Here is a 19,381-nt window from a genome sequence, read left to right as displayed (position 1 = left end):
GCGGGATCGTTACGTCGCGAAACGCACGACGCGAGAGCGTCTGATGCATCCTGTCCAGATCATTCTGCTGGCGGCCAACGCCATCGCCTTTCCGCTTCTGTTGTGGCGCGGACGCGGGGCGGATCGATTGGCGACGCTGGCCATGATCGCGGCTCCGATGTTGTCCCACTTCGCCTACGACCTGAACTGGAACGGCGTCTACGCGGGCATCTTCATGGTCGATGTCCTCTTCTTCATCAGCCTCTGGCTGTTGGCCGAGCGCGGCGGGCGCTGGTGGATCGTGGCGATCGCCGGCTTCCAGCTGATCGGGACGCTGGGACATCTCGCGCCCTTCCTCGCGCATCAGCGCCTGGCCTGGGCTTACTTCACGCTGATGTGGGCGGTGTGGGCGCTCATCAGCGTGACGGCATTCTTTGGCGTCTGGGAGGTCGAGGCTGACCGGCGCTACGCCCTGGGGGGGCGTCATGGCTCGAAAATGGTCGATGGAGGCGGCGCGGGCGCTGCTGCGGCAATGGAATAAGCGCGCCGTCGAGGCGTCGGTGCAGAGCGGCGGCCTGACCGCCGACCTGAACGCGGTCGAGGCCTGGCTGCTGGATCAGCGGCCCGAGACTCTGGAGGAAGCCGAGCGGTTGCTGGACCTCATCGTCTCGCACGAGGCCGGCGGGGGGCGGGGCCTGGAACAGCTCTGCCGAGTCGGCGGCGCGGTCCGCAACGACGTGGACCCGCACCGCAGCCGGGTGGAGCACAGCTTCGCGCCGCGCGCCTCGGGCCCTCTGGCGGGGCGGGCGTGAAAGTCATCGTCTGATGATCCGTGAGCGGGGTTTCTCCGCCCCGGCTTGACTGTTACATCCGCTGACAGTCCGCGACGAAGCCTTGCGCCGTCGCTCCGCCAAGCGGTTTTTCCTCCCATGATTTCTGCTGTTCGCGCCGCGTCTCTCGCGTCCGCCTCCCTGTCCGTGCTCGCTTTCGCCGCGCCTGTTCTGGCGGGTGCGCCCGCTGACGCCGGACCGACCCAGGTGTCCGAGATCGTGGTGACGGCCGAGCGGCGCGAGGCGCCTCTGGCGGCGACGCCGCTGTCGCTGACGGTGGCCGCCCAGCCCCTGCTGGACGACGTCGGCGTGCGCGACATCAAGGATCTGCAGATTCTGGCGCCGGGCCTGATCGTCGCCTCGACCTCGAACCAGACCTTCACCACCGCCCGCATCCGCGGCGTCGGCACGGTGGGCGACAATCCGGGCGTGGAAAGCTCGGTCGGCGTCATGATCGACGGCGTCTATCGTCCGCGCAACGGCGCCGCCCTGGGCGATCTGGGCGAGGTCGAGCGCATCGAGGTGCTCAAAGGCCCGCAGGCGACCCTGTTCGGCAAGAACACCTCGGCGGGCGTCATCAACGTCGTCACCGCCGCGCCGTCGTTCGACGCGCGCATGGCGGGCGAGGCGACGTTCGGCGACTATGGGACGCATGGCGGTTCGGTCTCCCTGACCGGCCCGATCGTGGACGAGGTTCTGGCCGGGCGGCTGTATGTCGCCGCGCGCCGTCGCGACGGCCTCTATGACGTGAAGACCGGGGAGGGGCCGCGCACCTCGACCGACGATCAGACCGAGAATTACGACACCGTGCGCGGTCAGTTGCTGTGGCGCGCCACGCCGAACCTGACCGCCCGTCTGACCGCCGACTGGACCGAGCGGGACGAGCGCTGCTGCGTCGGCGTGCAGATCGTCACCGGCGATACGGCGCCCCTGCTGGCGACCTTTGCGCCCGACGGCGGCGTGGCGGCGTCGCCGAAGCCGTGGGATCGCACAGCCTGGTCGAACCGCGACACCAACACCCGCATCCGCGACAAGGGCCTGGCCCTGCACCTGAACGCCGACCTGGGCTGGGCGACGCTGGAGAGCACCTCGGCGGTGCGCGACTGGCGCGGCGTCATCAGCCAGGACTGGGACTTCACCTCGGCCGATCTGGCCTATCGTCCGGACGACGGCAGCTGGTCGAACCGCTTCCGCACCCTGACGCAGGAGTTCCGCCTGTCGGGCCAGCGCGGAAAGCTGGACTGGTCGGCCGGCGCCTTCTTCGCCGATGAGAAGCTGACCCGCCGCGACAGCCTGTTCTACGGCGCCGACTACGAAGGCTATGTCAGCCGCCTGCTGTCGCGCTCAGCGTCGAACCCGCTGGGTGATCCGACCTATGTGTCCAGCCTCACGGGTCTTCCTGTCGGCGCGAGCTTCGTCGAGGGCGAGGGCCAGTTGGACCGCTACTGGCAGACGGCCCGGAGCGCCGCCCTGTTCGGTCAGGTCTCCTACGCCGTGACCGATCGCCTGACCCTGACCGGGGGCCTGCGCCGCACCCATGAGACCAAGGAGATGACGGCCGCCTATCACAACACTGACGGCGGGCGGGCCTGCGCCGCGGCGCAGGCCAACGGCGTCAGCAACGTCATGCTCTGTCTGCCCTGGTCGAACCCGGCCTTCAACGGCCTGAGCCAGTCGGAGACGGTCAAGGACGAGGCCTGGACCGGCATGGCCCGCGCCGAGTTCAAGGCGACCGAGGGCGTGCGCCTCTACGCCTCCTGGTCGCGAGGGCGCAAGAACGGCGGCTTCAACCTGGATCGCGGGCAGACCAATCTGGTCCCCGACGCCTCGCGCGCCTTCCCGGCGGAAAGCGCTGACGCCTTTGAGGCGGGGGTCAAGAGCGTGATGCTGGACCGGCGCCTGCTGGTCTCGGCCGCGGCCTTCCGCCAGACCTATGACGACTTCCAGCTGAACACCTTCCTGGGCACGACCTTCCTGGTCCGCTCCATCCCCGAGGTGCGGGCCAAGGGCGTCGAGGCGGACTTCATGTTCCTGCCGTTCGAGGGGCTGTCGCTGCAGGGCGGCCTGACCTACGCCCAGACGGAATACGGCGACGACGCCGTGCCGGGCCTGCCGCTGCTGGCGGGCAAGCGGATGAATTTCGCGCCGCTGTGGAGCGGATCCCTGGCTGGAACCTATGAGCGGCCGGTGGCGGCGGGGCTGATGGGCCGCGTCACCCTGGCGGCCAAATATTCGTCGGAATACAACACCGGCTCGGACCTGGACCCGGCCAAGAGCCAGCCGGGCTTCTGGCTGGTCGACGGCCGCGTCGCGCTAGCTCGCGAAGACGCCTGGAGCGTCGAGCTGTGGGGCCGCAATCTGTTCGATCAGGACTACCGCCAGGTGGCCTTCGGCGCGCCGTTCCAGACGGGCACGCTGGGCGCCTTCTTGGGGGCGCCGCGCACGGTGGGCGTGACCCTGCGCGTCATGCGCTGATGACAGGCGGGGGGTAGGCGAGGGCCGCCTGCTCCCCCTCCACTGATGCAAAATGGCCTCCACCCGACGGCATATTGCGCCTGCGAAAGCCTTCACGGGATGCAAGCCTTGACTTGAAACCCGCCTGTCCCAGATAGGCGGGATCAGAGGACGACCTCTCCCATCTTGGGCATGACGCTGGGACGACCCGGCACGCCATGCAAGGGAGCACGTCATGGCCTGGATCTTCCTCCTTCTCGCCGGTCTGTTCGAGATCGTCTGGGCCTTCCTGATGAAGGCGTCCGAGGGCTTCACCAAGCCCTGGCCGACCATCGGCACCATCGGCTTCATGATCGTCAGCTTCGGCCTGCTGTCGATCGCGATGAAGACGCTGCCGCTGGGCACCGCCTATGTGATCTGGACCGGCATCGGCGCCGTCGGGGCCTTCCTGGTCGGCATCGCCGTGCTGGGCGAGCCGGTCACGCCGATGCGCGTCATCGGCGCCGTCCTGATCGTCAGCGGCCTGGTTGTGCTGAAGCTCGCTTCCAGCCAATAAACGCGGCGACAGCCTCGGAGCTTCGCCATGGAACTGATCGTCGGACCGCGCCTCTTCTCCACCTGGTCCTTGCGGCCGTGGCTGGTGTTGAGGCGCGCGGGCGCCGTCTTCGACACGCGCGAGGTCTGGTATCGCTCCGAGGCTGAAAAGGCTGAACTGCGGCGCCTGTCGCCCTCGGGCTTCGTGCCGCTGCTGAAGGTCGAGGGCGAGACGATCTGGGACACCCTGGCCATCAGCGAATGGGCGGCCGAACGCTATCCCGAGGCGCATCTGTGGCCGGTCGATCCGATCGCGCGCGCCCTGGCCCGTTCGGCGACGGCCGAGATGCACTCCGGCTTCCACGCCCTGCGCGACCTGTGCGGCATGAGTCCAGGCCATCCGATCACGGGCGAAGCGCGCAGCACGGCGCCGTCCGATCCGAGGCTGGACCGAGAGCTGGCGCGGCTGGTCGAACTGTGGACGCAGATGCGCGGCCGCTTCGGCGCAGGCGGGCCGTGGCTGTTCGGCGACTGGTCGATCGCCGACGCCTTCTTCACTCCCGTGGCGGCGCGGGTGCGCCACTATCAGATCGACCTGTCGGCCCATGGCGACGACGGGACGGCCGCCGCCTATGTCGCCGCGTTGCTGGCCCAGCCGCACTTCCGCGAGTGGGAGGCGGCGGCCCTGTCATCTAACGTTGATTAACCGATCCTGAGAACGCGGGTTTAAGAGAGCGGACTTACAGTCCAGCTTGTTCTCGGAGGGGCGGAGCCATGCGTACGATCAGCAGAAACACCGATTGGGCGCGCACGGCGCGCGCCTATGGCCTGGCGGCTATCGTCCTGGCCCTGGTCTGGGCCTCGCTGGCGTCCCTGATGATCTGAGGCCGCGCCTCAGATCATTGTTCTAGCGCGAGCCGGCGCCCAGCACGGCCTCGGCCACCTGCAGGGGCGCCGGGGCGGGCGGAACATAGTCCAGGCGGATCGGCACGGCGCGCGCGCCCGAGGCCACGGCGTCCAGCGTCTGCACCGGTCCGCCCATCATGCGCTGATAGATCCAGTAGGCCGCGACGACCTTCTCGACGTATTCGCGCGCCTGAGGCACGTCGATCGTCTCGATCAGCAGCAGGGGATCGGCGTCGGCGCCCAGCTTGCGGATCGCCGCCAGCATCGGCCCCGGCCCGGCGTTGTAGGAGGCCACGGCCTTCAGCAGGTCGCCCTGGAAGGACTCGATCTGGAACAGGCGGTTCACATAGTCCTGGCCCAGCTTCATGTTCACCGCCGGGTCCAGCAGACGCTGGGGCGAGCGGACATAGCCCTGGTCGCCGGTCATGTGCGCGGCCGTGGTCGGCATCACCTGCATCAGTCCATAGGCGCCGGCGCCGGAACGGGCGTTGGCGTTGAAGTCCGTCTCCTTGCGCGCGATGGCGTAGACGAGCGCCTTCTCGATGGTGAAGCCGCCCATCGGCTGAAGGTCCGGCATCGGATAGCGCAGGGCGTCGATGCGGCCGGCCTCGGACTGGGCGGCGCGGCCCGGCGCGACCAGGCGATACAGGCCGACCCACATCTGGCGCGCGGCGCTGTCGCCGCTGGCGGCGCGCAGGCCGTTGCGGGCCGCCAGTTCGGCGTCGTTGCGACGGCCGACTTCGTACAGGGCCACGGTGCGGCGGGCGTCCTCGTCCGACTGGATGAAGGCGTTGAGCGCGCGCGTGTCGACGCCGAGAGGCTCGGGCGTCAGGGAGGCGCGCTGCAGCGTCGCCTCATAGGGGCGCGGCCCCTGGTTCTCGATCACCGGCTCCTCGCCGAGCTGGCGCAGGGCGATCTGGCCGTAGAAGGTGGCCGGCCAGCGCGCGGCCTGACGCAGATACTCGGCCACGCGGTCCTGGCGCCCCGACTGGCCCGCCGCCCGCGCCGCCCAGAAGGCGCCGCCCGAACGGACCCACGGATCCTCGGTCGGGTCCTGGGCGACATGCTCGAAAGCGCGAAAGGCGTCGGAGTGCTGCTCCATCCGCCAGGCGGCCAGACCCGCCGTCCACCAGTCGCCGATCTGCTGGCCCATGGCGTAGGCGCCGGGCAGGTCGTCGTTGTTCAGGGCCACGCGCGCCGCCTTGGCCGGGTCGTTGACGCCGCCGTCGCCAGAGCCGGAGCTGGTCAGGCTGGCCCAGGTGCGGGTCAGAAGGCCGCCGGGCCGCTTCGGCTCGGCCGCGCCGTCGGGCAGGCGGCGCATGGCCAGCGTATAGACCCGATCGGCCATCGGCAGGTCGGAATAGGTCTCGAGCCAGGCCGTCAGCTCTTCATAGGTGGCGACATGGCTGGGGTGGAACAGGCGCTCGAACTCGACCTGGCCCAGCAGGACGCGGTCCTTGGCCTGACGCGCCGAGGCGCGGGCCAGCTCCAGGTCGCCGCGCCGCAGGGCGTCGAAGGCGGTGGTGTAGCTGAGGCGGTCCTCGCTGCTCAGCGCCGTAGGCGACGGCGAGGCGTCCGCGCTCGTCTCGGCGTCGCCTACGGCGTAGGGGCGGGAGGCATCGACGTCCTCGGCATGGGCGACGGTCGCAGCCGTGGCGCAAAGGGCGAAGGCGAACAGGGACGCATGACGCGTCCGGCGGAAAGAATACATGACGCGGCGGCCCCCTTCGTCGGCGTCGGCCCCGTCTCGATTCGGGATTCTACGACGCTCTGCGGACTGGTCTCCAAGGACGCAGGATGCCTGAATCAGGCGCCCGGCTCAACCACTTCGCCGCGCAGGCGAGCGGACAAATCCAGAATGTCCTTCCAAACCAGCCCCTTGGCCTGCGGCTGACGCAGCAGGAAGGCGGGGTGGAGGGTGGCCATGACGGGCGCGGCGATTCCGCCTTCGGCTGATCGCCATTCGCGCCATTGGCCGCGGGTGCGCATGATGCCGTCGTCGGTCTTGAGCACCGCCTTGGCCGCCGCCGCCCCGACCAGCAGCACCGCCTTCGGCTTCAGCAGGGCCAGGGTCCGCTCGACGAAGGGGGCGCAGGCGGCCTGTTCCTGGGGCGTCGGGGTGCGGTTGCCCGGCGGGCGCCAGAAGACGGTGTTGGTGATGAAGGCTTCGTCCAGCAGGTGCGCCGCCGTCAGGATGCGGTCCAGAAGCTGACCCGCCTTGCCGACGAAGGGTTGGCCGCGCGCGTCCTCCTCGGCGCCGGGGCCTTCGCCGACGATCATCAGCGACCCTTGCGGATTGCCGCGCGCGAACACGGCCTGACGCGCGCCCATTCCGCGCAGGGGGCAGCCCTCGAAGGCGGCGATCGCCTCGGCCAATTCGTCCAGGGTGGTCGCCGCGGCGGCCAGCCGCCGCGCCTCGGCCGCCGCCTCGCCGGCGGACGGCGCGCCGCCGGGCACGCGCAGGGGCGTGATCGTGGCCGGACCCTTAGCCGCGACGGGGGCCACGAAGACGGTGCGGTCGATCGGCGCATCTTCGTAACAGGCGTCCACGCCCGCATCGCGCCAGAAGGCGAGCAGGGCTTCGGTTGCGGCCATGTCCAAGGGTTGGGCGTTCATCTATCAAGGCAATAAGCCTTGACCGCCGTCGCGTCACCTCACGATAAGGCGGATAACCACGACGACAACGAGGATTCAGGGGACATGGCTGAGGAAATGATCGAAGGCGGCGCCAGGAACGCATGGCAGGAAGCCGTCATCGATAATCTGCCGCCGCTGGAGGCCTTGGCGGGCGTCGAGCGCGAGGTCATGGAATATGACGTCGTCATCGTCGGCGGCGGCCCCGCCGGCTTGTCCGCCGCCATCCGCCTGAAACAGCGGGCCGAGAAGGACGGCAAGGACATCTCCGTCGCCGTGCTGGAGAAGTCGGCCGAGATCGGCGGCCACGTCCTGTCGGGCGCGGTGATCGACCCCAGGGCGCTGAACGAGCTCTTCCCCGACTGGAAGGAACGCGGCGCCCCGCTGGATACGCCGGTGACCAAGGACAAATTCCTGGTGCTGGGCCCGCAGGGGCAGGCCTCCCTGCCGATGTTCGCCATGCCGCCCTTCATGCACAACGACGGCTGCTACATCGCCTCGCTGGGCAATGTCGCGCGCTGGCTGGCCGAGCAGGCCGAGGCGCTGGGCGTCGAAGTCTATCCCGGCATGGCCGCCAGCCATGTGGTCTGGGAAGAAGGGACCGGCCGGGTGAAGGGCGTCGTCGCCGGCGTCTTCGGCATCGACCGCGAGGGCAAGCCGACCGGCGAGTTCCAGCCCGGCCTCGAACTGCACGGCAAATACGTCTTCATCGCCGAGGGCGTGCGCGGCTCGCTGGCCAAGACCATCATGGCCCGCCACAACCTGTGCGACGCCGCCGATCCCCAGAAGTTCGGCATCGGCCTGAAGGAGCTGTGGCAGATCCCGGCCGAGAAGCACCAGCCCGGCCTGGTCCAGCACACCACCGGCTGGCCGCTGGACGACAAGACGGGCGGCGGCTCGTTCCTGTACCACTTCGGCGATCGCTATGTGTCCGTCGGCTTCGTCGTCCACCTGAACTACAAGAACCCCTTCCTGTCGCCGTTCGACGAGTTCCAGCAGTTCAAGCACCACCCGGCCATCGCCGAGCATCTGGAAGGCGGCACGCGCGTCTCCTACGGCGCCCGCGCCATCACCGAGGGCGGCTTCCAGTCGGTGCCCAAGCTGGCCTTCCCCGGCGGCGCCCTGATCGGCTGTTCGGCGGGCTTTGTGAACGTGCCGCGCATCAAGGGCAGCCACAACGCCATGAAGACCGGAATGCTGGCCGCCGACGCCGCCTATGACGCCGTCATGGAAGGCCGTTCGGGCGACGTGCTCGACGCCTATCAGGCCGCCTATCTGCGCTCGTGGGTCCATAAGGAGCTGAAGGTCGTCCGCAACGCCAAGCCGCTGCTGTCCAAGCTGGGCACCATGATGGGCGGGGCGGTCGGCATGTTCGACCTGTGGGTCAACCACCTGACGGGCGGCTTCTCCTTCTTCGGCACCCTGCGCCACGGCAAGACCGATGCGGCCTCGACCGAGCCCGCTTCGCAGCACAAGCCGATCGTCTATCCGAAGCCGGACGGGAAGCTGTCGTTCGACAAGCTGTCGAGCGTCTTCATCTCCAACACCAATCACGCCGAGGACCAGCCCGCGCACCTGAAGCTGCTAGACCCGTCCGTGCCGATCAACGTCAACCTGCCGAAATACGGCGAGCCGGCGCGGCTGTATTGCCCGGCCGGGGTGTACGAGGTCGTCTATGCGGACGAGGCGAACCGCGCCGATCCGCGCTTCGTCATCAACGCCCAGAACTGCGTCCACTGCAAAACCTGCGACATCAAGGACCCGTCGCAGAACATCGTCTGGACCACCCCCGAAGGCGGCGGCGGCCCGAACTATCCGAACATGTAAGCCGCCGCGCGGCTTCTCTCTCCCCTTCATGGGGAGGGTGGCTGAGGCCGTCAGGCCGAAGCCGGGTGTGGGCGGCTAGCAAATCAAGCACGGCGTCCAGGATCACCTGGCCGTCCCCACCCGGTCGTCGCTGCGCTCCGACCACCCTCCCCATGAAGGGGAGGGAGAAACGTCGCGCTGCTTTTCCTTCGCTTCATCTTGCGGGCGAAAGGGAAAGCGTGAAGGGTCCGGCCATGCGTTTCGTCTCTTCTCGCCCTGTCCTGTTCCTGGCTGTCTCCGCCCTTGCGCTGTCTCTGGCCGCGCCGTCGCCGGCGCAGGAGGCGCCTGAACCCGCGCCGGAAACGCCGGTCGAAGCCCCAGCGCACGCGCAGGACGTCGAACCGAACGGCGACCCCGTTCCGCACATCATCATCGCCGACGAGCCCGAAACGCCCGAAGAGCCGAAGGTCGCGCCCATTCCCGCCGTGTGGGCGCCGATCCCGCTCGACGCCCAGAAGAACAGCGCCTACGGCCTCTATCTGGCGGCGCGCAACGCCCTGACCAGCGGCGAGAGCGCGGTCGGGGCGGCCTATCTGGCCCGCGTCTACGCCCTGACGCCGGAACAGCCGCGCGTGCGCGAACAGGCCTTCACCGCCGCCCTCCTGGCCGGAGACCTGGACGAGGCGGGCCGCATCGCCCCGACCGATCCCGAGGTCTCGCCGGTCATCGTCCAGGCCGGGCGCCTGGTTCAGGCGGTGCAGGCCTACGCCGGGGGCGACGCCCGGCGCGCCGACGATCTGCTGAAGGCCGCCCCCGTGGGCGAACCGCACGACCGCGCGGGCTTCTACGTCCAGGGGTGGATCGCGGCGGCGGCCAAGGATTGGGACCGCGCCCTGGCCATGCCGCCGACCGGTTTCGATCCGGTCAGCGCCCTGGTGGCGCGCAGCAACCGCGCCCGCCTGCTGGAGCAGCGCCGCCGCTATGACGAGGCCGACGCCGAGTGGCGCGACCTGACCAGCCACGCCATCGCCGGCGCCCTGTTCCGCCAGCCCTATGGCGAGTTCCTGGAGCGGCGCGGCCGCCGCGACGAGGCCCTGGTCCAGTATGACGCCGCCGTCACCGCCGGAACGGCTGACCGTCGCGTGATTCAGGGACGCGAGCGGGTGCTGGCCAAGGGCCGTCCGCCCGCCCTGCCGAGCTTCCGCGAGGGCGCGGCCCAGGCGCTGCGCACGGCTGCGGATCAGATGATCGCCCAGCGCGCCCATGAGTTCGGCGTCGTCTACCTGCGCCTGGCCCAGAATCTGGACCCGAGCGACAACACCCAGCTTCTGGTCGGCCAGACCCTGATTCAGGGGGGGATCGAACCGGCGGGCCGCGCCGCCCTGGCCCAGGTCAGCGAGGCCTCGCCCGCCCTCTACGCCGCCGCCCGCATCCAGACGGCCATCAGCCTGGGCAAGGCGGGTCGCGACGATGAGGCCCTGGCCGAACTACGCCGCGCCGCCGCTGTCCGCCCCGACGAGGCGGGCGTGGCCTATATGCTGGCCGGGCAGCTGATGCAGATGAACCGCTATGAAGAGGCGCTGGACCTGCTGAACGGTCCGCTGCTGAATACGGCGGATCAGGGCTATGAGGTCCATTTCCTGCGCGGCGCCGCCTATGAATCCCTTGATCGGGACACCGAGGCCGAGGCCGAGCTGTGGGCCGCCCTGCAGATGCAGCCCGACAATCCGACCCTGCTGAACTACCTCGGCTATCTGTGGGTCGACACGGGCGCGCGGGTGCAGGAAGGCGCCGCCATGATCGCCCGCGCCCACGCCGCCGAGCCCAAGGACGGCAACATCCAGGACTCCCTCGGCTGGGCCCAGTTCCGTCAGGGACAGTATGAGGCGGCGGTGGTCAATCTGGAGGGCGCCGTCGACAAGGAGCCCGCCAACGCCGAGATCAACGACCACCTGGGCGACGCCTATTGGGCCGTCGGGCGTCAACGCGAGGCGGGCTTCCAGTGGAACCGCGTCCTGACCCTGGACGTCGACGACAAGCGCAAGGCCGAGGTCGAAGGCAAGCTGCGCGACCGCCTGGGCCAGGACCCGACCGGGGACAAGGGGCTGGGGTCCGCAGGCGGCGCGACCGACTGACGCCGCCATGTCTGTTTCCGATGCGCTGAGCGGCCTGGCGCCGGCCAAGATCAATCTGCTGCTGCATGTCGGGCCGGTGCAGGCCGACGGCTATCACCCTCTGGTCAGCCTGGCCGTCTTCGCCGACGTCGGCGACCGGGTGACGGTGCGCCGCGCCGAGGCCCTGTCCCTGACGGTCGAGGGGCCGTTCGCGGCGGGTCTGGACGGGCAGGGGGACAATCTGATCCTCAAGGCCCTGCGCGCCCTGGGCGAGGCGGCGGGGATCGGCGAACCGCCCGTGGCCGTGACCCTGGACAAGCGTCTGCCCATCGCGGCGGGCCTTGGCGGTGGCTCGGCGGACGCGGGGGCGGCGCTGCGGCTGACCGCGCGCCTGCTGAATCTCGACATGCCTGCGGCGGAACTGGAGCGCCTCGCCCTGGCCGCCGGAGCGGACGGCCCCATGTGCCTGCGCGCGCGTCCGGCCTGGGCGTCGGGGATCGGAGAGGTGCTGGAGGACGAGCCACGTCTGCCGACGCTGCATGGCGTGTTGCTGAACCCCGGCCTGCCGTCGCCGACGGGCGGGGTTTACCACGCCTATGACGCGGCCCCGAAGGCGGCGGACCGCCCCGCGTCGCCCGCCGACTGGTCCGTCGCCTCCGTCATCGCCTGGCTGGCGGCGCAGAGAAACGATCTGGAGGCGCCCGCCTTGGCCGTCACGCCGGGTATAGGGGAGGCGCTGGCCGCCATGCGCGCCGCGACGGCCTGTCGCCTGACGCGGATGTCGGGATCGGGCGCGACGGTTTTCGGCCTGTTCGACGATCGGGCGGCGGCGATCGAGGCGGCCTTCGCCCTGGATCGGCCGGGCTGGTGGGCGCGGCCGGTGGTGCTGGGCGCGCCGGATATCGAACCGCGTCCGGTAATTTAACCGGATTTACAGCCCCTGCGGCCAAGCTGGCGTCATGACCCAGTTCTCGCCCGAACAGACCGCCGCCTTTGAACGCGCCCTGTCGCGCCTGTCGCCCGCCGACCGCGCCCGCGTCGAAGAGATCAAGGACGCCGCCGCCCGCGCCGCCGCTGAGGTTGCGCCGCACTGGGACTTCGAACTGGCCGCCCGCACCGTCGACGGCCTGCTGGGCGAGGGTGCGAACGACGACCAGAGGCGCGGCCTGATCGCCGCCTGGGCGCTGGAGCTGCCCGGCCGCATCGCCGCCGAGCGCCTGCCGCAGGCCGTGCTGGCGGGCTATCCGACCTATGTGGACCGGCTGGCGGCCTATCTGGACAGCGGGGCGGACCCGTATGATCCCGACTTCTGGGCCAAGGACGTGCGCGTCTCACTGGCGCTCAGCGTGCCGGGCAGCAACACCCAGATGCTGGACCTGTCCTCGCCCGTCGGGCCGGGGCTAGTGGTGCGGCACATGCTGGGCGGGCGTGGTCCCGGTCCGCTGATCGGCTGGGTCCAGGCGGGCGGCTGGCGACCTTGGCTGGAGACGCATACGGAGGCGCGCGACCTGTCGGACTTCAACGAGGCGGGTTGGGAGCGCAACTGGGCCGCCGCCGCCGCCCTGTTGAAGACGCGGCCGGAACTGGCGGGCGTCATCGGCTCCAGCTGGTTCTTCGATCCGCCGCTGGAGACCATCAGCCCGCGCCTGACCTATCTGCGGACCACGCCCGTGAACAACGGCGCCTTCATGATCCATCAGGGCGGCGGCGAGATTCATGACGAGCGCGCCTCCGCCTCCTCGCCCACGCGCCGCGCCATGATCGAGAAGGGCGAATACGCCGCCTGCTCCTGGCTGTTGTGCTGGCCGCGCAGGCCCCTGATCCGCTGGGCCGAGGCGAAGGGCCTGATCTAGGCGTCGCGGCCCAACCGCTCCCACGCCTCGCCGACCGGCAGGATCTCCAGCCCGGCCGTTTTGGCTAGGCGGATCAGGCGGTCCAGATCCTCGGGCGTGCAGCCGTAGGGGGTGGGGGCGCTCTCGACATCATGGCCATAGGCGATCAGCCAGCCGGGCGCCTCCACAGCGCCGGCGACCAGGGCCTCAAGATCATAGTGGGGCAGGCGGCGCGCTTCTAGGCCGATGGCCTGCAGACTGGCCCGGTCGGCGCGTCCGGCGTTGACCCCGTCGCGCACGCCGCGCCCCAGCAGGAAGCGCTCGTCGATCACCGCCTTGGCGCCCAGGGCCACGTCGCCGAAGGGCCAGGCGAAGGTGGTCATGACGTGGCCGTCCAGCCGTTCGGCGACCCAGGCGGCGTTCTTCGCCAACTGGTCCGTCAGTTCGGCGGGGCTCAGGCGCAGGACGCTGACGTGGTCGAAGGTGTGGCAGCCGATCTCGTGCCCCGCCTCATGCGCGGCCTGCAGGTGTTCGACCTCGAACTGGGGCTTGCCGATGTTCTCGCCGCCGCACAGTCCGCCCGCGACGTAATAGGTCGCCCTGATCCCGTGTTCAGCCAGGATCGGCCCCGCCTCGGTCCAGGCGCTGGCCGGGAAGTCGTCGAAGCTGAGGCTGAGAATCCCGCGCGCAGGCGCGACTGTCGTCGGCCTGACGCCCAGGTAGCGCGCCGCCCGGCGGCGCATCTGATCGATCCGTTGCTGCATCATGGCCGCCTTCTAGCGCATCGGCGCTTGCAGAAGGGTGAAGGATTGCACCGCCTCGCCTTGCTGGCGAAGCGTGGCGGCCCTATGGTCCGCGCCTCCCGAAATCGGACCGAAATGTCGACCGTGGCCGCTGCTGAACCTCTCTCGTTTCAGGACCTGATCCTGACCCTGCACCACTATTGGAGCGAGCAGGGCTGCGCCATTTTGCAGCCCTATGACATCGAGGTCGGCGCCGGCACCCTGCATCCCGCCACCGTGCTGCGGGCGCTGGGCAAGAAGCCGTGGAAGGCTGCCTATGTCCAGCCGTCGCGCCGTCCCGGCGACGGCCGCTATGGCGAGAACCCCAACCGGCTGCAGCACTATTATCAGTATCAGGTCATCCTGAAGCCGAACCCCGACAACCTGCAGGAGCTGTATCTGAACTCCCTGCGCGCCATCGGCATCGACCCGAGCCTGCACGACATCCGCTTCGTCGAGGACGACTGGGAGAACCCCACCGTCGGCGCCTGGGGGCTGGGCTGGGAGGTCTGGTGCGACGGCATGGAGGTGACGCAGTTCACCTATTTCCAGGGCGTCGGCGGCATCGAGGTCGACGTGGTGTCTGGCGAGCTGACCTACGGGCTGGAGCGTCTGGCCATGTATGTTCAGGGCGTCGACAACGTCTATGATCTGAAGTTCAACAAGGAGGGGCTGACCTACGGCGAAGTCTTCCTCGAGAACGAGCGCCAGCAGTCGGAAGCCAACTTCCACGGCTATGACGTCGCCGCGCTGAAGCGCCGCTTTGAGGACATGGAGCGCGAGGCCGCCCACTTCCTGACCATGAAGGGGCCGCAAGGGCAGCCGCTGGTGCTGGCCGCCTATGACCAGGTGCTGAAGGCCTCGCACCTGTTCAACCTGATGGACGCCCGCGGCGCCATCGCCGTCGCCGAACGCCAGAGCTACATCGGCCGCATCCGCGACCTGTGCAAAGCCTGCGCCCTCGCTCAAGTCGAACACGAACGGGCGACCGCCTGATGTCCCAGCTTCTCCTCGAAATCTTCTCCGAAGAAATCCCCGCCCGTATGCAGCCCGGCGCTGCGCGCGACCTTGAGCGCATGGCGTCCGACCGTCTGAAGGCCGCGGGCCTGACCTGGGACGCGCTGACGACCTACGCTGGGCCGCGCCGCCTGACGCTGGTCATCGACGGCCTGCCCGCCGCCACGCCCGACCGCAATGAAGAGCTGAAGGGGCCGAAGACCTCGGCCCCCGCACAGGCGCTGGAAGGCTTCCTGCGCAAGACCGGCCTGACGCAGGACCAACTGGTCGAGCGCGACGGCGTCTGGTTCGCCGAAATCAGCAGCAAGGGCCGCGCGACCACCGAAGTCGTGGCCGAGAGCGTCGACGACATCATCCGCCATTTCCCCTGGCCCAAGTCGATGCGCTGGGGCACGGGAACCCTGCGCTGGGTGCGGCCGATCAAGCGCATCCTGGCCCTGTTCGACGGGGCGGTGATCCCGTTCGAGGTGGACGGCATCCAGAGCGGCGACGTGACCGAGGGCCACCGCTTCATGGGCGCGGGTCAGCCGTTCGCGGTCAAGGACTTCGCCGACTATCGCCAGAAGCTGGAGCGCAATTTCGTCCTGCTGGACGCCGCCGACCGCAAGCTGCGCATCCTCGAGGGCGCTCGCGCCGTGTGCGCGGCCAAGGGGCTGGCTCTGGTCGATGACGACGGCCTGCTGGACGAGGTGTCCGGTCTGGCCGAATGGCCGACGCCGATCCTGGGCGACATGGACCCGCAGTTCCTGGCCCTGCCGCCGGAAGTGGTCCAGCTGTCGATGAAGGTGCACCAGAAGTATTTCGCCGTGCGCGAACCGGGCAAGGAAGGCTTGGCGCCGCACTTCGTCGTCGTCGCCAACGTCGAGGCGACCGACGGCGGCGCGGCCCTGGCCGCCGGCAACGCCAAGGTGCTGTCGGCCCGCCTCAGCGACGCCGAGTTCTTCTGGACCGAGGACCAGAAGGTCGGCTTCGACGCCTGGAACGCCAAGCTGAAGGACGTCACCTTCCACGCCAAACTGGGCACGCTGTCCGAGCGGGTGGACCGCATCGCGGCGCTGGCGCGTGAGATCGCGCCGCTGGTCGGCGCCGATCCGGCTCAGGCGGAACAGGCCGCACGCCTGTCCAAGGCCGACCTGGCCTCGGGCATGGTGGGCGAGTTCCCGGAACTGCAGGGGATCATGGGCGGCTACTACGCCCGCCTGGCCGGTCAGCCCGACGCCGTGGCCGACGCCATCCGCGACCACTACAAGCCGCAGGGACCGGGCGACACCGTCCCGACCGCCCCGGTCACCGTCGCCGTCGCCATGGCTGAAAAGCTGGACACCCTGGTCGGCTTCTTCGCCATCGACGAAAAGCCCACGGGGTCGAAGGATCCCTATGCGCTGCGCCGCGCGGCGCTGGGCGTGATCCGGCTGGTGCTGGAGAACGGGGTGCGGATGCCGTTGCAGGGCATGGCGTTCGTCGCTGGCGAATACCTGTCAGGCATGCGCAATCTTGAGAAGCTGCCGAACTATGATCGCGCCTCTGTGGTTCGTATGGCGGTTCTGGGCAAGGAAGAGGTCGAAGCGGATCGCATCCGTATCGCGGCCATGCTTGACGGGGCTGATGATGCCGACTGGCGGCATGGCGCACTGGATTATCAGGCTGGCCTCACGCAGCTTGGCTGGGACGTTCTCGCCTTCTTCGCCGACCGCCTGACCGTCCTGCTGCGCGACAAGGGCCAGCGTCACGACCTCGTGGCGGCCGTCTTCGCGCTGGGCGACGACGATCTGGTGCGGATCGTGCGTCGGGTGGAGGCGCTGGCCGCCTTCCTGGCCACGGACGACGGGGCGAACCTGCTGGCGGGCTACAAGCGCGCCGCCCAGCTGCTCAAGGCCGAGGAGAAGAAGGGGCCGCTGCCGGAAGGCGCGGTCGCCACCGGCCTGCCGAACCAGCCGGAGGAAGAGACCGCCCTGGCCTTCGCCGCCGCCGCCGCCGCCTCGGCCGTGGACGCCGCGCTGGAGGCCGAGGACTTCGCCGCCGCCATGACGGCCCTGGCCGCCCTGCGCGGTCCGGTGGACGCCTTCTTCACCGCCGTCATGGTCAACTCCGACGTGGCCGAAGAGCGCGAAAACCGCCTGAAGCTGTTGGGCCAGGTGCGCGGCGTGATGAACCGTGTCGCCGACTTCGGCCAGATCGCGGGCTGATCCATCGTCCTTCTCCCCTTGTGGGAGAAGGTGGCAGGCGGAGCCTGACGGATGAGGGGTTGCGGGACATTCGCCTCGCAACCTCATTCACCGTCGCAAGACCCCTCATCCGGCCCTGACGGGCCACCTTCTCCCACAAGGGGAGAAGGGAGGATTACGCCGTGAACGGTCCCAGCATCTCGGCGGGAATGCGGGCGGGGCGCAGGGTCTTGGCGTCGACCAGGCACCATTCGGACAGGCCTTGCGCGCACAGGCGGCCCTCGGCGTCCTCGATGCGGACATAGCGGTTGAAGCGCGGCCCTTGCGGATCGCCGACCCAGGTGCGGGCGACGACGCCGGTTGCGTCGGGCGCGATGGCGCGCAGGTAGTCGATCTCGTGTCTCAGGGCGATCCACGACCAGCGGGCGCGCGTCTCGTCGTCGAAGCGCGCGTTCCAGTGAGCCGTGCCCACGTCCTGCAGCCAGCCGACGTAGACGACGTTGTTGACGTGGTTGTTCTCGTCGATGTGTTCCGGCCGCACGTCCAGCGGGACGACGAAGACCTCGCGGTCCTCACGCGGTTGCAGCTGCGGCCGGGCCATCGGGCCTAGGCCTCGCCGAGGGCGACGCCCTTCTCGGCCATCAGGGCGGCCAGTTCGCCCGACTGGAACATCTCGCGCACGATGTCCGAGCCGCCGACGAACTCGCCCTTCACATAGAGCTGGGGGATGGTCGGCCAGTCGGTGAAGGCCTTGATGCCTTCGCGCAGGGCTTCGTCCTGCAGCACGTCGACGCCGACGAAGGGGGCGCCCACGTGGTCCAGGATCTGGACCGTCACCGAGGAGAAGCCGCAGCGCGGTGAATCCGGCGTGCCCTTCATGAAGAGCACCACGTCATGCTCAGCCACCGTCTGGGCGATGAAGGCGTGGACGGGATCGGCGGCGGTTTGTTCGGTCACTGTGTCGGAACCCTTCTGCGAAGCCCGTGAGCTAGGCGCCCAATGGGGCCGGGTCAAGGCCGGGCGGCGTCTCGGCGCCCCCCGATCAGACGGTTTGCGGGCGCGGCGCCAGACGCTCGGCGCGTTCGGCCAGGCTGGAGGCGCCGTGCTCGCGCGCGGTCTGGGCCGCCTCGGCCAACATCAGGCCGACGGCGCGGGGCGTCTCGCCGGTCCAGCGGGCGCGGGCCAGGGCGATGCGCGCCAGGCCGATCTGCTCGGCCGCCCAGTCCAGCGGCGTGGCCGAGACCGAGGGCCGCACCAGCCGGCGCCGCAGCGACCCCTCGATCTCCAGCAGGGCCGACAGGTCGCCGACGGCGCCCGCGCGCGCGGCTTCCTGGGCTACGCGCTGTTCGTGGGCGAGGGCGCCCAGGATCAGACCGCCGCCCTCGGTCAGGGCCTCCGCCTGCACCAGCACCAGCGGCGGCAGGGCCTCGCGTTCGGCGCGCATCACCTGGATGGCGGCCCAGTCCAGCGGGCTGTGGTCGGGGGTGAACAACTGGGCGGCGGCGTCGAACAGGGCGTGGGCCTGATCGCGGGCGGCGCCGTCCTCGGCCACGGCGGCCAGGGCGGCCATGCCCGCGCCGCACAGGGCCAGGGCGCGGGCGCGGCTCAGGGGCCGCTGTTCCGGCGAGGCGGATTCGACCAGGGCGCGCAGGTCGCGGCCCGCCTGATCCAGCAGGCGCGGGTCGCGGGCGATCAGCCCGGCTTCCAGCGTCACGACGGCGCGATCCATGCGCAGTTCGTCCTCGACCGCGCGTCCGGTCTTCAGCCGCGCCAGGGCGGCGTCCAGCAGGGCCGTCGCCTCGGTAAGGTCGGGCAGGCGGCCCGACAGCAGGGCCTGACGCGCGCGCAGCCGGGCGTGCAGGGCGGCCATGGCGGCGGTCGTATCGGTGCGGCGCGCGGTCGGCAGGTCGGCCAGCAGCTCCAGCGCCGCCGTCAGCCGTTCGGGCCCGCCGCGCAGGTCGAAAGCCAGCATCCCGGTTTGGGCCATGTCGAGGGCGGCGCGGATTCCCTGGTCGTCGTTGGCGGCGGCCTTGGCGGCGTCGCGTCCGGCGGCTTCGGCGCGGTCGATGCTGGCGGCGGCGCCGCAGCGACGGGCGTGCTCGCGCCACAGGGCGGCGGCGCGCAGGGCGGCGTCGTAGGGCCGGGCGCAGGAGACGCGGCCCGCGTCGACCGCCTGTTGCCGGGCCTCGACCTCGACCAGACCCGCGCCGATCAGCTCCAGCCAGCCGAGGTCGTCGCTGTCGCGCGCCTTCTCGAACAGCCGTCTCAGATCTCTGCCGAATTCGAACATGGCGCTCCAGTCGTCCCGCTTCGGGATCACGAGGGTGA

At 69.9% G+C, this 19,381-nt stretch carries 17 protein-coding genes; 11 read left to right on the top strand and 6 right to left on the bottom strand.

The annotated features are described in order from the left end of the window. Positions 1–43: 43 nt before the first annotated feature. From ACWGL1_RS01210 to ACWGL1_RS01190, 5 genes are all read left to right on the top strand, one after another. A complete protein-coding gene (locus ACWGL1_RS01210; RefSeq protein WP_291777683.1) occupies positions 44–520 on the top strand; it encodes a hypothetical protein in 477 nt (158 codons plus the stop codon). Continuing rightward, positions 465–791 (top strand): hypothetical protein, encoded by a 327-nt coding sequence (locus tag ACWGL1_RS01205; RefSeq protein WP_291777687.1) that lies wholly within the window; start codon positions 465–467, stop codon positions 789–791. The genes ACWGL1_RS01210 and ACWGL1_RS01205 overlap by 56 nt, the downstream gene beginning before the upstream one ends. Before the next feature lie 117 nt (positions 792–908). Continuing rightward, positions 909–3,284 carry a TonB-dependent receptor gene (locus ACWGL1_RS01200; RefSeq protein WP_452110945.1) on the top strand — a complete coding sequence of 792 codons (2,376 nt, stop codon included), beginning with the start codon at positions 909–911 and terminating at the stop codon, positions 3,282–3,284. 214 nt (positions 3,285–3,498) lie between these two features. Beyond that, positions 3,499–3,819 carry a DMT family transporter gene (locus ACWGL1_RS01195; RefSeq protein WP_291777693.1) on the top strand — a complete coding sequence of 107 codons (321 nt, stop codon included), beginning with the start codon at positions 3,499–3,501 and terminating at the stop codon, positions 3,817–3,819. Between the two features lie 27 nt (positions 3,820–3,846). After that, on the top strand, positions 3,847–4,503 hold the full coding sequence (locus ACWGL1_RS01190; RefSeq protein ID WP_452110944.1) for a glutathione S-transferase: 657 nt from the start codon (positions 3,847–3,849) through the stop codon (positions 4,501–4,503). Positions 4,504–4,704: 201 nt separating this feature from the next. Here the strand turns inward: ACWGL1_RS01190 and ACWGL1_RS01185 are convergent, their stop codons facing one another. After that, on the bottom strand, positions 4,705–6,414 hold the full coding sequence (locus tag ACWGL1_RS01185) for a lytic transglycosylase domain-containing protein (RefSeq protein WP_452110943.1): 1,710 nt from the start codon (positions 6,412–6,414) through the stop codon (positions 4,705–4,707). Positions 6,415–6,509: 95 nt separating this feature from the next. After that, complete coding sequence (locus ACWGL1_RS01180; protein ID WP_452110942.1) at positions 6,510–7,319, bottom strand: uracil-DNA glycosylase; 810 nt, start codon at positions 7,317–7,319, stop codon at positions 6,510–6,512. Between the two features lie 189 nt (positions 7,320–7,508). Between ACWGL1_RS01180 and ACWGL1_RS01175 the strand changes: the two genes are divergently transcribed. The 4 genes from ACWGL1_RS01175 (at position 7,509) to ACWGL1_RS01160 (ending at position 13,110) form a co-directional block, all read left to right on the top strand. Next, positions 7,509–9,164 (top strand): electron transfer flavoprotein-ubiquinone oxidoreductase, encoded by a 1,656-nt coding sequence (locus ACWGL1_RS01175; protein WP_452111124.1) that lies wholly within the window; start codon positions 7,509–7,511, stop codon positions 9,162–9,164. A gap of 233 nt (positions 9,165–9,397) precedes the next feature. Then, positions 9,398–11,278, top strand: a complete 1,881-nt coding sequence (locus ACWGL1_RS01170; RefSeq protein WP_452110941.1) for a tetratricopeptide repeat protein — start codon at positions 9,398–9,400, stop codon at positions 11,276–11,278. A 7-nt stretch (positions 11,279–11,285) separates the two neighbouring features. Continuing rightward, on the top strand, positions 11,286–12,182 hold the full coding sequence (locus ACWGL1_RS01165; protein WP_338576576.1) for a 4-(cytidine 5'-diphospho)-2-C-methyl-D-erythritol kinase: 897 nt from the start codon (positions 11,286–11,288) through the stop codon (positions 12,180–12,182). 34 nt (positions 12,183–12,216) lie between these two features. Then, the gene (locus tag ACWGL1_RS01160; protein ID WP_338576574.1) at positions 12,217–13,110 is read left to right on the top strand and encodes a hypothetical protein; all 894 of its coding nucleotides are present in this window, start codon (positions 12,217–12,219) and stop codon (positions 13,108–13,110) included. Here ACWGL1_RS01160 and ACWGL1_RS01155 read toward each other — a convergent pair. After that, the gene (locus ACWGL1_RS01155) at positions 13,107–13,856 is read right to left on the bottom strand and encodes a polysaccharide deacetylase family protein (RefSeq protein WP_452110940.1); all 750 of its coding nucleotides are present in this window, start codon (positions 13,854–13,856) and stop codon (positions 13,107–13,109) included. The genes ACWGL1_RS01160 and ACWGL1_RS01155 overlap by 4 nt on opposite strands. Before the next feature lie 111 nt (positions 13,857–13,967). Between ACWGL1_RS01155 and ACWGL1_RS01150 the strand changes: the two genes are divergently transcribed. Together ACWGL1_RS01150 and glyS are read left to right on the top strand one after the other, a co-directional pair. Further along, complete coding sequence (locus tag ACWGL1_RS01150) at positions 13,968–14,867, top strand: glycine--tRNA ligase subunit alpha (RefSeq protein ID WP_003165881.1); 900 nt, start codon at positions 13,968–13,970, stop codon at positions 14,865–14,867. Continuing rightward, complete coding sequence (gene glyS / locus ACWGL1_RS01145; RefSeq protein ID WP_452110939.1) at positions 14,867–17,074, top strand: glycine--tRNA ligase subunit beta; 2,208 nt, start codon at positions 14,867–14,869, stop codon at positions 17,072–17,074. Before ACWGL1_RS01150 ends, glyS begins: the two co-directional genes overlap by 1 nt. Before the next feature lie 154 nt (positions 17,075–17,228). Here glyS and ACWGL1_RS01140 read toward each other — a convergent pair whose 3' ends face one another. From ACWGL1_RS01140 to ACWGL1_RS01130, 3 genes are all read right to left on the bottom strand, one after another. Then, positions 17,229–17,654, bottom strand: a complete 426-nt coding sequence (locus ACWGL1_RS01140; protein WP_088410192.1) for an acyl-CoA thioesterase — start codon at positions 17,652–17,654, stop codon at positions 17,229–17,231. 5 nt (positions 17,655–17,659) lie between these two features. Further along, on the bottom strand, positions 17,660–18,010 hold the full coding sequence (gene grxD, locus ACWGL1_RS01135) for a Grx4 family monothiol glutaredoxin (protein WP_291777723.1): 351 nt from the start codon (positions 18,008–18,010) through the stop codon (positions 17,660–17,662). 85 nt (positions 18,011–18,095) lie between these two features. Then, positions 18,096–19,373 carry a hypothetical protein gene (locus ACWGL1_RS01130; RefSeq protein ID WP_452110938.1) on the bottom strand — a complete coding sequence of 426 codons (1,278 nt, stop codon included), beginning with the start codon at positions 19,371–19,373 and terminating at the stop codon, positions 18,096–18,098. Positions 19,374–19,381 lie beyond the last annotated feature (8 nt).

Source organism: Brevundimonas sp. NPDC055812 (assembly GCF_053616535.1).
This window is presented reverse-complemented; position numbering and strand designations above follow the sequence as displayed.

Coding starts and splice junctions, on each gene's coding strand:
- ACWGL1_RS01210 (WP_291777683.1), top strand. CDS start 44: ATGCATCCTGTCCAGATCATTCTGCTGGCGGCCAACGCCATCGCCTTT.
- ACWGL1_RS01205 (WP_291777687.1), top strand. CDS start 465: ATGGCTCGAAAATGGTCGATGGAGGCGGCGCGGGCGCTGCTGCGGCAA.
- ACWGL1_RS01200 (WP_452110945.1), top strand. CDS start 909: ATGATTTCTGCTGTTCGCGCCGCGTCTCTCGCGTCCGCCTCCCTGTCC.
- ACWGL1_RS01195 (WP_291777693.1), top strand. CDS start 3,499: ATGGCCTGGATCTTCCTCCTTCTCGCCGGTCTGTTCGAGATCGTCTGG.
- ACWGL1_RS01190 (WP_452110944.1), top strand. CDS start 3,847: ATGGAACTGATCGTCGGACCGCGCCTCTTCTCCACCTGGTCCTTGCGG.
- ACWGL1_RS01185 (WP_452110943.1), bottom strand. CDS start 6,414: ATGTATTCTTTCCGCCGGACGCGTCATGCGTCCCTGTTCGCCTTCGCC.
- ACWGL1_RS01180 (WP_452110942.1), bottom strand. CDS start 7,319: ATGAACGCCCAACCCTTGGACATGGCCGCAACCGAAGCCCTGCTCGCC.
- ACWGL1_RS01175 (WP_452111124.1), top strand. CDS start 7,509: ATGGAATATGACGTCGTCATCGTCGGCGGCGGCCCCGCCGGCTTGTCC.
- ACWGL1_RS01170 (WP_452110941.1), top strand. CDS start 9,398: ATGCGTTTCGTCTCTTCTCGCCCTGTCCTGTTCCTGGCTGTCTCCGCC.
- ACWGL1_RS01165 (WP_338576576.1), top strand. CDS start 11,286: ATGTCTGTTTCCGATGCGCTGAGCGGCCTGGCGCCGGCCAAGATCAAT.
- ACWGL1_RS01160 (WP_338576574.1), top strand. CDS start 12,217: ATGACCCAGTTCTCGCCCGAACAGACCGCCGCCTTTGAACGCGCCCTG.
- ACWGL1_RS01155 (WP_452110940.1), bottom strand. CDS start 13,856: ATGATGCAGCAACGGATCGATCAGATGCGCCGCCGGGCGGCGCGCTAC.
- ACWGL1_RS01150 (WP_003165881.1), top strand. CDS start 13,968: ATGTCGACCGTGGCCGCTGCTGAACCTCTCTCGTTTCAGGACCTGATC.
- glyS (WP_452110939.1), top strand. CDS start 14,867: ATGTCCCAGCTTCTCCTCGAAATCTTCTCCGAAGAAATCCCCGCCCGT.
- ACWGL1_RS01140 (WP_088410192.1), bottom strand. CDS start 17,654: ATGGCCCGGCCGCAGCTGCAACCGCGTGAGGACCGCGAGGTCTTCGTC.